This window comes from Megasphaera massiliensis (assembly GCF_000455225.1).
Lineage (GTDB): Bacteria > Bacillota > Negativicutes > Veillonellales > Megasphaeraceae > Megasphaera > Megasphaera massiliensis.
This window is the reverse complement of the sequence record NZ_HF954537.1, coordinates 1,187,350-1,199,941: the sequence shown is the minus strand read 5'-3', so window position 1 is coordinate 1,199,941 and position 12,592 is coordinate 1,187,350. Positions and strand designations below refer to the sequence as shown.

10 protein-coding genes are annotated in these 12,592 nt (G+C 52.9%); all 10 read left to right on the top strand.

Features of this window, described 5'->3' with window-relative positions; all coding sequences use genetic code 11:
- Positions 1-18: 18 nt before the first annotated feature.
- The 10 genes from TX77_RS08990 (at position 19) to TX77_RS08945 (ending at position 12,555) form a co-directional block, all read left to right on the top strand.
- Complete coding sequence (locus tag TX77_RS08990) at positions 19-1,407, top strand: aminotransferase-like domain-containing protein (protein ID WP_044504487.1); 1,389 nt, start codon at positions 19-21, stop codon at positions 1,405-1,407.
- 89 nt (positions 1,408-1,496) lie between these two features.
- The gene (locus TX77_RS08985; RefSeq protein WP_044504485.1) at positions 1,497-2,270 is read left to right on the top strand and encodes a PhzF family phenazine biosynthesis protein; all 774 of its coding nucleotides are present in this window, start codon (positions 1,497-1,499) and stop codon (positions 2,268-2,270) included.
- A 317-nt stretch (positions 2,271-2,587) separates the two neighbouring features.
- Positions 2,588-5,248, top strand: coding sequence for a valine--tRNA ligase (locus TX77_RS08980; protein WP_044504483.1), 2,661 nt, complete (start codon positions 2,588-2,590; stop codon positions 5,246-5,248).
- 9 nt (positions 5,249-5,257) lie between these two features.
- Positions 5,258-6,562, top strand: coding sequence for a bifunctional folylpolyglutamate synthase/dihydrofolate synthase (locus TX77_RS08975; protein WP_044504481.1), 1,305 nt, complete (start codon positions 5,258-5,260; stop codon positions 6,560-6,562).
- Positions 6,563-6,810: 248 nt separating this feature from the next.
- Positions 6,811-8,001 carry an O-antigen ligase family protein gene (locus TX77_RS08970; protein ID WP_230198098.1) on the top strand — a complete coding sequence of 397 codons (1,191 nt, stop codon included), beginning with the start codon at positions 6,811-6,813 and terminating at the stop codon, positions 7,999-8,001.
- A gap of 89 nt (positions 8,002-8,090) precedes the next feature.
- Positions 8,091-8,726: a redox-sensing transcriptional repressor Rex gene (locus TX77_RS08965; protein WP_044504479.1), complete on the top strand. Its 636-nt coding sequence runs from the start codon at positions 8,091-8,093 to the stop codon at positions 8,724-8,726.
- Between the two features lie 133 nt (positions 8,727-8,859).
- Positions 8,860-9,480, top strand: coding sequence for a GTP pyrophosphokinase (locus tag TX77_RS08960; protein WP_044504477.1), 621 nt, complete (start codon positions 8,860-8,862; stop codon positions 9,478-9,480).
- A 12-nt stretch (positions 9,481-9,492) separates the two neighbouring features.
- Complete coding sequence (locus tag TX77_RS08955; protein WP_044504475.1) at positions 9,493-10,170, top strand: response regulator transcription factor; 678 nt, start codon at positions 9,493-9,495, stop codon at positions 10,168-10,170.
- 4 nt (positions 10,171-10,174) lie between these two features.
- A complete protein-coding gene (locus TX77_RS08950) occupies positions 10,175-11,449 on the top strand; it encodes a sensor histidine kinase (RefSeq protein WP_044504472.1) in 1,275 nt (424 codons plus the stop codon).
- A 71-nt stretch (positions 11,450-11,520) separates the two neighbouring features.
- Positions 11,521-12,555, top strand: coding sequence for a 3-deoxy-7-phosphoheptulonate synthase (locus TX77_RS08945; protein ID WP_044504469.1), 1,035 nt, complete (start codon positions 11,521-11,523; stop codon positions 12,553-12,555).
- The last annotated feature ends 37 nt before the right edge of the window (positions 12,556-12,592 follow it).

Genomic DNA, 12,592 nt, shown 5'->3' with positions numbered 1-12,592 from the left:
GAGAAGGGAGACCCTCTGATGCCGGTCAATTCTTTTGAAACCTATCCCATGTCCTGGAGGCCATCCCGTCGAGAGATAGAATGCAGGGCCCAGCCTTTTTATAAGGCATTGGCGGCGCAACTTATGGCTGATATCGAGAATGGTAAGATTTTGCCGGGAACGAAATTGCCGCCTCAACGGGAACTGGCTGATTTTCTCGATGTCAATGTCAGTACTGTGTCTAAGGCTTTCCGATACTGTTCCAATGGCGGTTTTCTTACCAGCGTCGTCGGCAGGGGTACCTTCGTTGCCTATGATGCCGGGATGAACGTATCCGTCGCGCCGGACCGGACGTCCCTCATCGAGATGGGGTCCATGATGCCCGAGCGTTTGGCTGGCGATGCGGTGGCGGCTTTAGTAGCCGAAATGATGGGAGATCCGAGCCGCGAAGTTTTTTTCCAGTATGCCTATAGGAATGACGGATTTTATCAGGAAGCGGCTCGTCGCCTGTTGGAAGATGTCGGTGTCGTACCGGAAGGACCGGTCTTATTTGCCAGCGGCGGTCAGAATGCCTTGGCAGCCGTCCTTTCAACCTTCTTTCGCCCCGGTGACCGCATCGGTGTCGATCCTCTGGTCTACCCGGGACTCAAGAGTGCAGCGAAACTTTTCGGTATTCGCCTCGTTCCCGTCGGGCAGCAGGAGGGGGAAATGAGTGAAGACGGCCTTTCCTATGCCTTAAAGAATCATCATATCAAAGGGATTTACGTGACGCCGGACTTTCAGAATCCGACGACCCGTACCCTGTCTGAAGCGGGACGAAAAAGGCTGGCTGCCTTTGCCCAAAGGCACGGCCTCTTCATCATCGAAGACGCCATTGCCGCCTTGTTTACGGAAAAGCCGATGCCTTCGATCAAGACCCTGGCGCCGGAACAGACGGTCTATATTTTTAGCCTGTCCAAGGCGATTCTGCCGGCTTTGCGGTTGGCCTATGTCGTGCCGCCCGGAAGGATCGAAGAGCAGCTTTCTTCGGCCTTATACACGTTGAATCTTTCTCAGTCGGCCCTCCTCATGGAATTGGCTGCCCGCCTCGTCGTATCGGGAAAGTGCGGCGCCTTGCTGGCTCTTCGACGCCAAAGCCTGCGGGAACGCAATGAGCTCGCTGATCGGATCTTACGCGGCTGGCCCTTAGCCGGTGGGACCGAAGCCCTCTGCCGCTGGCTGACCCTGCCTGAGGGACTGACCGGTCAAGTCTTTGAAGCACTTTGCCGTGACCAAGGCGTACGCCTTTTAGGGGCGGAACACTTTGCTGTCGGTACCGATGTTCCCGTCAACGGCGCCAGATTTGCCATTGGGGCGCCGTATGATAAGGCGTCTTTAGAAAAAGGGCTCCATATCATAAAGAAGGTCTTAGATTCCTATCGAACATAATCGTGGGGCATACAATTATGTTATGGTGTGCCTTTTTTTCCTATGCTATCATGAAGGCAGGAAAAGAGATTTTTGGAGGAGGGATTCTTATGAAATGTTACGTCGTCGATGCTTTTACCAAAGAAATTTTTAAAGGCAATCCGGCTGCTGTCTGCGTTTTGGATGCTTGGCTGCCCGATGAATTGATGCAGGCCATTGCCATGGAAAACAACCTGTCAGAAACGGCTTTCACCGTAAAAGAAGGGGACGCCTATCGCCTTCGCTGGTTCACGCCGGGTGGTGAAATAGACCTCTGCGGCCATGCGACCTTGGGAACGAGCTTTGTCCTGGCTAACTTCGTCGAGCCAAAGGTCAATCGCTTCGTCTTCCATACCCTGAGCGGGGATTTGGTCGTTACCCGTAACGGGGACCTGTTTTCCATGGATTTTCCGGCCTACGATATGGTACCGACGCCGGTCACCGATGCCATGACCGACGCTCTCGGCATAAGGCCTTTAGAAGCTTATATGGCGCGGGATTTGGTCTGTATCCTGCCGGACGAAGATGCCGTGAGAAATTATCAGCCGGACTTAGAGAAAATCAAAGGCCTCGACGGCATGCTTTGTCACATTACGGCACCGGGCCGAGAATACGACTGCGTCAGCCGCAGCTTTGCCCCCAAGCTCTCCGTGCCCGAAGATCCGGTCTGCGGCTCCGGCCACTGCCATATTATTCCTATTATGGCGAAAAAGCTTGGAAAACAAGATCTCCTGGCGTATCAGGCATCGAGACGGGGCGGAGAACTCCAATGCCGACTGGAAGGCGACACGGTGTCCTTGGCCGGTTATGCCACCCTCTATTCCATCGCCGATTTGAAGGTATAACCTGTCGGCGCGTCTTGACAGGCTTAGGTAAACTTGCTACAATATTTATCACAATAAAGGCGATGAGCGGAAGAAGCTTTACTTCTTTTTGTCAGCGAAATGCCGATTCGGTGAGAGGGCATTCAAAGAGAATAAGGCGCGTCACCCGTGAGCTGGCAGGAGGAAAGGCCTGTCCGTCAAACAGACGTTACCTGTGCCATGAAGCGGTCGCAAAAGCGGCAATTTAGGTGGTACCGCGGAAGATACAGCATTCTTTCGTCCTAAGGAATGAACCCTTAGGCGAGGGAATGCTCTTTTTTGTTTTGGAGGGAATAAGCATGAAATGGAATAAAGAACAACTGGGCACGTATGCACCGAATGAGATGGAAATGACGTGGTACGATTTTTGGGAAAAGAAGGGCTACTTCCATCAAGAACCGGATAAGAGCAAGAAACCCTTTAGCATCGTCATGCCGCCGCCGAACGTAACCGGCCAGCTCCACATGGGCCATGCCCTGGACAATACCCTGCAGGATATCCTGGTCCGCTTCAAGCGCATGGAAGGCTATAACGTCGCCTGGATTCCCGGCACGGACCATGCCGGCATTGCCACCCAGGTCAAGGTCGAACAGCAGTTGGCGGAAGAAGGCAAAAACCGCTATGAAATCGGCCGCGAAGAATTCCTGAAACGGGTCTGGGCTTGGAAGGAACAGTACGGCAGCCGCATCGAAAAACAGATTCGCCGCCTGGGTTCGTCCTGCGACTGGAGCCGCAAGCGCTTCACCATGGACGATACCTGCGCCCGTGCCGTTCGGGAAGTCTTCATTTCCCTGTACGAAAAAGGCCTCATCTATCAGGGCCAGCGCATTACCAACTGGTGCCCTCACTGCCATACGGCCTTGTCGGATATCGAAGTCGACCACTCTGACGTAGCCGGCCATCTGTGGTTCGTAAAATACCCCGTCGTCGGTGAAGACGACTACATCATGATTGCCACGACTCGGCCGGAAACAATCATGGGCGATACGGCCGTTGCCGTTAACCCCAATGATGACCGTATGAAGAAGTATATCGGCAAGAAAATCATCGTGCCCCTCGTCGACCGCGAAGTCGAAGTCATTGCCGACGACTACGTCGATATCGGTTTTGGTACCGGCGCCGTCAAGATTACGCCGGCTCACGACCCCAACGACTTTGAAATGGGTCAGCGCCATAACCTGGAATCGATCATGATCATGAACCTCGACGGTACGATGAATGAAAAAGCCGGTGCCAAATACAATGGCATGACCCGCGAAGACTGCCGCAAAGCCGTCGTCGCCGACCTCGAAGAACTGGGACTCCTCGATCATATTGAAGAATTGACCCATGCCGTCGGCCATTGCTCGCGCTGCAAGACGACGGTCGAACCCTTCGTCACTAAGCAGTGGTTCGTCAAGATGAAGCCCCTTACCGAAGCCGCCCTCAAAGCCGTAGAAGACGGAAAGACCCGCTTCATTCCCGAACGCTTCGTCAAGACCTACAACCATTGGCTGGAAGACGTCCATGACTGGTGCATCAGCCGCCAGCTCTGGTGGGGCCATCAGATCCCGGTCTGGTACTGCGACGACTGCGGCAAAGCCTCGGCCAGCCGTGAAGACATTACGGAATGCCCGCACTGCCACAGCACGCATATCCATCGTGATCCCGATGTTCTCGATACTTGGTTCAGCTCGGCCCTTTGGCCCTTTTCGACCATGGGTTGGCCTGATAAGACGGCTGATCTCGACCAGTTCTTCCCGACCAGCGTCCTGGTTACGGGCTACGACATCATCTTCTTCTGGGTTGCCCGCATGATGTTCATGACCTGCGAATTCATGAAGGATATTCCTTTTGAAAACGTCTTCATCCACGGCCTCGTCCGAGACAGCCAGGGACGCAAGATGAGTAAGTCTCTGGGCAACGGCATCGATCCCCTCGGCGTCTGCGAAGAATACGGCGCCGATGCCCTTCGCTTTACCTTGGTTACGGGCAATACGCCGGGCAACGACATGCGTTTTTACATGGAACGAGTCGAAGCTAACCGTAACTTTGCCAATAAGATTTGGAATGCCTCGAAGTTCGTCATCATGAACCTTACCGACTTTGACGAAGCCTTCGTTCCCGAAGAAAGCGATTTGACCTTGGCCGACCGCTGGATTTTGACGTCCTTTAATGAAACGGCAGCCAGAGTCACGGAAGACCTCGATAAATTTGAACTGGGCGACGCCGCCGATGCCGTCTATAACTTCATTTGGAGCTCCTACTGCGACTGGTACATCGAACTTGCCAAGAAGCGCCTCTACCAGGCCGCCAGCGACCGCGACAAGCACACCGTCCAGTACGTTTTGGTCTACGTTTTGACCCATACCTTGGAAATGCTCCATCCCTTCATGCCCTTTGTTACGGAACACCTTTGGCAGCATCTGCCTCACGAAGGGGAAAGCATCATCGTCGCCCCCTGGCCGAAGGCTCAGGATAAGTGGAATTTTGCCGATGACGCGGCTACCATGAACACCCTCATGGAAGCTATCAAGGGCATCCGTAACCTCCGAGCCGAATCGAACGTTCCCATGGGCAAGAAGGCTCCGGTCATCTTAGCACCGGCAACGGAAGACTTGGCCAAGACCTTGAACGATTATGAAGATTACTTCCATACCCTGGCTTTTGCCGACAAAGTTACCCTCCTTTCGGCTGGTGACGCCAAACCTGAAAACGCCGTCGTCGCCGTCGTGCCCGGCATCGAAGTTTATTTACAGCTCAAAGACCTGATCGACGTCGAAAAAGAAACGGCCCGCGTCCAGAAAGAACAGGAAAAGCTCCAGAAGGAAATCGACCGCCTCGACAAGAAGCTGGCTAACCAGGGCTTCCTGGCCAAAGCTCCGGCAGCCGTCGTCGAAAAGGAAAAGGGGAAACTGGCCGATTATCAGGAAAAAATGGCTGCCCTTACGAAACGCATGGAAGATTTGGCAAAACTCTAAGAGGCTCTCATGACATACGAAGAAGCAATACACTATTTAGAAGCTGCCAACGTCTTTGGCATCCAGTTGGGACTCGGGCGCATCCAAAATCTCTTGGAACGCCTGGGAAATCCCCAAAACAAATATAAGACCATCCACGTCACCGGTACCAACGGCAAGGGATCGGTGACGGCCATGATCGCATCGGCCCTTACAGAAGCGGGTTTTAAGACCGGCCGCTACACGTCGCCTCACTTGGAGTCCTATACGGAACGGATCCACATCGACCATCACGACATTTCTGAGGATGACTTTGCCGCTGCCGTCGCCGTCGTCAAAGACGCCGTGACGGCCATGGTAGCTGACGGCGGGGAAGGGCCGACAGAATTCGAACTGATTACGGCGGCCGCCTTCTGGTATTTTGCCAGCATCGGTGTCGACTATGCCGTCATCGAAGTCGGACTGGGGGGACTCCTCGATTCGACGAACGTCATCGTTCCGGCCGTATCGGTCATCACCAACGTGGCTATGGACCACATGAAATACTGCGGCAATACGATTGAAGCCATTGCCGAGCAGAAGGCGGGCATCATTAAAGAAGGGGTGCCCGTCGTCACGACGGCGGAAGAGCCGGCACTATCGGTTATCGCCCGCAAGGCCTATGCCATGCACAGCCGGCTTTATGCCCTTGATCACAGCTTCGACGTCGTCGGCAATGCCGGTCCCGAAGACCCGGCGACAGGCCAGATGGTGACCGTCCGGGAAAAATTCGGCTTTGCCATTACGACGGTCCTGCCTTTATTGGGGAAACACCAGCGGATCAACTGTGCCGCCGCCGTCATGACCTTGCTCCTCTTGGCCCGCCATGAGAAAAAGCTGACTCGGACGGCCCTTGAAAATGGTATCCGCCACGTCGAGTGGCCCGGACGATTTCAAGTCTTTAAGGCCGGCCATACAGACGTCGTCCTCGACGGCGCTCATAATCCGGCCGGCATTACGACTTTTTGCAAGACCTATGAAGACGTCTTTGGAGACCGCAAGCGGGTCTTCCTGTTTTCGGTCCTAGCCGATAAGGATTACAGCCAAATGGTACGGGAACTCTTTCACGAAGATGACTACGTCGTCTGTGCACCGGCACCGACGACGCGCACGTCCGATCCGAAGGCCATGGCAGAACTTGTGCCTTGTAAAGCCGATTGGGCCGAAAGTCTTGCTGAAGGACTCGATAAGGCCTTCGCCGCTGTAACACCGGATCAGGTCCTGTGCATCGTGGGATCGCTCTACATTCAAGGTGAAGTACGGGCATATCTTCGGAAAAACTATCAGCTTTTTTAAACCGTCTTGTCGGCTTGGAAAGACGCGTTACCTATCGTTTTACAGACCTGTCAGCAGGCTGTCGAAAAAGGAGTGTCTCCCTGTGGAGATACTCCTTTTTCGTTGCGCCGGAGTGGACCTTATGATAAAATAAAACATATATTTACGGAGGAGCGAACCTATATGAAGTGGATGATACGGACCGGCAGTACGCCTGCTGAGCGGGCACGGCTGCGCGTCGTCTATGCCCTGGCCGGGACTGTTTTTTTATGCCCCTGAATCTTTTTGTGATGGAGGGCTTTTTCGTCGTGGCCTTGCTTCTCGGTCTTTATTATATGATGCGGTACCCGCGCCTGCCTCTTCGAAAAGGGCCTCTTTCCATGCCTGCCGTCGGGTTTGCCGTCGCCGCTTTTTTGTCGCTCATCGGCTCGCCCCATTTTTTTATGGGAATGGCATTCTACGTTTTTACGATTCTGCAGTATATCCTACTTTATTACGGCATCTTGGTCTTTGTGCACCGTTCGTGGGAACGGAGGATGCTCTTTTCGGCCCTCTTGTTCAGTGCCTTTGCCGTCGCCTTGTACGGCCTGTATCAGTATGCTCACATGCTGGTTCTGAACAATGCCGAATGGGTCGATGAGGCGGCTTTTCCGCTTCTGCGGCGTCGCATGTATTCGACGCTGTACAACCCCAACTTGCTGTCGGCCTTCCTGTTGATCGTCATGAGCGCTTCAGCATCGATGATGATCTGCACCCGCCATTACTGGCACCGGGTCATGTACTTGGTGCTCCTGGCCATCCTGACCCTTTGCCTGGTTTTGACCTACTCCCGCGGGGCCTGGCTCAGTGTCGGCGCCTTGGTCTTTTTCTTTGGCCTTTTTTGGGACAAGAGGGTATGGCTCCTCTTTTTGGCAGCGCCTTTGATCGGAGCCTTTTATCATGGCGGTGTCGCCGACCGGCTCTTATCGATTTTTAGCCACAGTGAAGCCGATACGTCTGTTGCCATGCGCATGGATATGTGGGAAGCGGCCATTGCTATGTTTCTCGACCATCCCTTGTTCGGCATCGGTTGGGGGGCTTTTAAACACGTTTATCCCGTGTACAATGAACTGATACAGGAAGCGGGCATCGTCATCTTCCACGCCCACAATATGTATCTCAATTTCTTGGCGGAAACGGGGCTGGTCGGTACCTTTTTCGGCCTGTGGTTTTTCTTCGGAAATGCTTGGTACGCTATTCGTTACGTAAAAGACCATCACGTTCGGACTTTTGACCGGTCCCTTTCCATGACCTTGGCGGCGTCCGTCCTGTCGCTTTCCATCAGCGGTATCAGTGATTATGATTTGTTCAGCACGCAAATATCGCTCACTTTTTGGTTGATGAGTGCCCTCTTCGCCAATATGTTTGGGGAACTATGTGAAAAAAGTAATAAAAACAGTTTGCGAAATAATTCACAATGATATATAATAGGCATGTGACTATTATCACTAGACAAGATTGCTTATAGCTATAGGGAATAGCTGGGGACATAGTTGGAGGGTTACTATCCATGAGACAGAAAAAGGCAATATCGGATGCTGTCATCGAACGGTTGCCGCTGTACTACAGGGACTTGCTATTACTGCAAGATGCGGGAATCGATATCATCTCATCCGAAAAATTAGGGGAACGCTTAGGCATCACACCGGAACAGATTCGCAAGGACCTTACCTGCTTTGGTGCCTTTGGAAAAAAAGGCGTCGGTTATTATGTCAGTGAATTGTGTCAACAGATCGTGGAAATCATCGGTTTGCAGCAGCATTGGAAAGTCGGCATCGCCGGCATCGGCCATCTCGGCTGGGCCTTGGCGAACTATAAGACCTTCGGTCGTTTGGGTTTCCGGACGACGGGCCTCTTTGATGTCGACCATCGCATTATCGGCCAAAACGTCGGCGGTGTCGAAGTCACGCCGATTTCTGAAATGGGGGACGTCATCCGTCGCGAAGGCATCCAGATCGGCATCATTACGACGCCGGCAGCCGTTGCCCAGCAGGTGGCAGATCAAATGGTCGATGCCGGTATCCGCGGTATTTTGTCTTTCGCACCGCTCAGATTGACCGTACCGGACGGGATTTTCGTCTTTCGGGAAGATTTGTCCATCGGCCTGAGCCGTATTTCATACTATCTGACCAATAAGACAGAATGAAGATCGTTGCACAACGATTGTATAAACTTTCATAAAAGAATTTAAACAGTATCTAAAAAGGATGGTGCCCGTGTGCGGCACCGTCCTTTTTTATGGTATAATACTCGTACTAGTTAGTGAATGAGGTGATTTTATGGACAGCACATCCATTTATGGTGCATATGAACCGGCTCTCGAGGCCGTGATGCAGGACCTTATCGGCCGTATCCGGGCCTATAGCAGTGATACCAAGAAAAAGACCGGTGAAGCCGCTTACGAGCATTTGATCTACCGCCTGAAGGGCGAGGCCAGCATGCGGGAAAAGTGCGACCGCAAAGGCCTGCCCCAGACAGCACAGTCGGCGCTCCACCATATATACGATGCCATCGGCATCCGCATCGTCTGCTGTTTTCTCGACGATATTTATCGAGCTATTGATTTTTTGAAGAGTCAGCCCGACATTCACGTCGTCGAAGAAAAAGATTATATCCGCAACGTCAAGCCCAACGGTTATCGCAGTTACCATCTGATTTTAGAACTGCAGGCGCCCTATGAAGACGTAACCGGCGCCAATCCGGGCCGCTTTTATGCTGAAGTCCAGCTTAGGACCATTGCCATGGATTCTTGGGCCAGCCTGGAACACCAGATGAAGTACAAGCAGGATATCAAAAATCCTCAGCTCATCGTCCGGGAATTGAAGCGTTGTGCCGATGAACTGGCGTCGTGTGACGTGTCCATGCAGACCATCCGCAATTTGATCCATGCACAAGAATAAGGGGGAATGAAGATGCGCCTTCTCTTAGCGGAAGATGAAAAAGAAATGTCCGCGGCCCTGGTCGCGATTTTGACCCATTCGGGCTATGAGGTCGATGCCGTCTATGACGGTCAGGCCGCCGTCGATAAGGCCCTGGTCCAGTCTTATGACTGTATGATCCTCGACATCATGATGCCGAAAAAAGACGGCGTTCAGGCCCTGCAGGAAATCCGGGAAAAAGGGGATATGACGCCGGTCCTCATGCTGACGGCTAAGGCCGAAGTCGATGACCGCATCACCGGTCTCGACGCCGGCGCCGACGACTACCTGACCAAACCTTTTGCCATGGGAGAACTCCTGGCCCGCCTGCGCTCGTTGACGCGGCGATCCCAGTCCTTTACGCCGTCGAAGCTCCACGTCGGAGCCGTTAAGCTCGATGTGGATGAACAGGAAATGGTCTGCTGCAGCTCCATTCGCTTGGCTAACCGAGAAACGAAGTTAATGAAGTTTTTCATGGCCAACGTCGGGAAGCCCTTATCGACGGAGCAAATTTTCGACAACGTCTGGGGCGATGAAGGTGACGTCGACGACGGCATCGTCTTTATGTACGTCTCCTATTTACGGGAAAAACTGGAAGCCATCCAGGCCGATATCGAAATCGTCGGCGAAAGAGGCCAGACCTACTTGCTCTCGGTAAAAGAAAGGAAATAGGCTTATGAACATGATCAAGCGCTTGCGCCGCAAATTTCTCATCATGGCCGTCATCGGCGTCCTGGTCGTCGTCGGCGGGGCCTTAGGACTCATCAACGCCATTGCCTATATGCGCATGAACGCCCAGGTCATGTCCGTTTTGACCTATATCATCCATAATGACGGCGCTGTGCCTCAGAAAATCGGCGGTGACGACAGCAGTTTCTTCAGCGATCCGTCGTGGACCGAAGAGACGCCGGAATTTGCCTATCAAATCCGTTTCTTCAGCGTCCTCGTCAACGGCAACGGTTATGCCGAACACATCGACATCCAGCACATTGCAGCTTTTTCTCAGCCGGAAGCCATCGAATACGCTCGGACGACCGTCGAAGAGTCGCGCGAGACCGGGCAGAAACAGGGATTTTTCAAAAAGGGACGGGCGACTTACGCCTACGTGATAAAACCCAATGACGACGGCAGTTTCCTCATCGTCATCATGGACGCCACCCGCGATGCGGCGGCCGTTACGTCCTTTATGCGCTACTCGGCCTGGTTCGGCTTCGGCTGCGTCGTCGTCTACATCCTCATTTTGGCCGCCCTCTGCAACATAGCCATCCGGCCCTTTGTCCAGAATATGGAGAATCAGAAGCGGTTCATTACCAATGCCGGCCATGAGCTGAAGACGCCCATTGCCATCATTTCCGCCAATGCTGAAGCCATTGAGATGCTGAACGGCCAAAGTCAGTGGACGGACAGTATCTTAAAGCAGGTCCGCCGTCTGTCGAACCTCATTCAAGATTTGATCCTGTTGTCCAAAATGGGCGAACGGTCGCAAGTGGATCTAGTCATTACCGACGTCAACTTCTCGGATACGGTAAAAACCGTGTCGGACTCCTTCCAGCAGCTGGCTATCGACGCTGAAAAGACGCTGACTACGGCTATTACCGACAATGTCAGACTCAAAGGCGACAGTAAATGCCTGTATGAATTGGTCAATATCCTCGTCGACAACGCCGTCAAATACTGTGACGACGGCGGCAGTATCGAAGTGGCCCTGCGCCGGTCACGGCTGGGAAATGGCGTCGTCCTCGACGTGTCCAATACCTATGTCGACGGGGCCAATGTCGACTATTCTCGCTTCTTCGAGCGGTTCTACCGCGGCGACGTGTCCCACAACAGCCAAAAGGCCGGCTACGGTATCGGCTTGTCCATGGCTGAGGAATTGACCAAATTGATGGGTGGAAAGATATTTGCGACCTATAAGGGAGATCGGATTACCTTTACGGTCCGTCTGGGATAATCTTTTGTCCGACAACGGCAGTATCTGTGCTATAATGAGGACGTGACGAATTTTACTCAGGGGGGAAGACTATGGAAATGCAAATGGAATATATTCGGAAACTGCCGGAACCGCAGGAATTGATGGAACAATTCCCTATGGATGACGGCTCAAAGGCTGTTAAAAGACGGCGTGATGAGGTCATCCAAAATATCCTTGCCGGGAAGGATGATCGATTCCTGCTCATCATCGGTCCTTGTTCTGCCGATAATGAAAAGGCTGTTCTCGATTACATCCATCGCCTGGTCAAGGTACAGGACCGGGTGAAAGACAAAATATTCATCATTCCCCGCGTTTACACCAGCAAGCCGCGGACCATCGGCGTCGGCTACAAGGGGATGCTCCACCAGCCTGATCCGGAAGGGAAGGAAGACATGCTGGGCGGCATCATGGCTATCCGCGAACTCAACGTACGGGTCGTCCGGGAAACGGGCTTTACCTGTGCCGAAGAAATCCTCTATCCGGAAATTTTCCGTTACTTATCGGACCTTTTGTCCTATGCTGCCGTTGGCGCCCGCTCTGTGGAAGACCAGGTTCACCGCATGATTGCCAGCGGCGTCGGCATTCCTGTCGGCATGAAAAATCCCACGTCCGGCGACATTTCAGTCATGCTCAACTCGATTGAAGCTGCTCAGCATTCCCAAAATTTTCTTTTCCGCGGCTGGGAAGTCCGGACGACCGGAAATCCCATGGCTCACGCCATTCTTCGGGGCTACGTCGACAGCTTTGGCAATAGTCTTCCAAACTATCATTACGAAAACCTTCAGCGCCTGTATGAAGCCTACGGAAAACGGGACCTCTCCCATCCGGCCGTCATCGTCGATGCCAACCATGCCAATTCGGGAAAACGGTATCTCGAACAGATACGCATTGCCAAAGACGTCCTTCAGAGTCGTCGCCATGCTGCCGATATCAAAGACCTCGTAAAAGGCCTTATGATCGAAAGCTATCTCGAAGACGGCTGCCAGAAAATCAGTGATGGTGTATACGGCAAGTCGATTACAGACCCTTGTCTCGGTTGGGAAAAGACGGAACGCCTCATTTACGACATGGCCGACGTATTATAGAATCTGTATTCCCAACAAAAAAAGTCATCCTCATGGA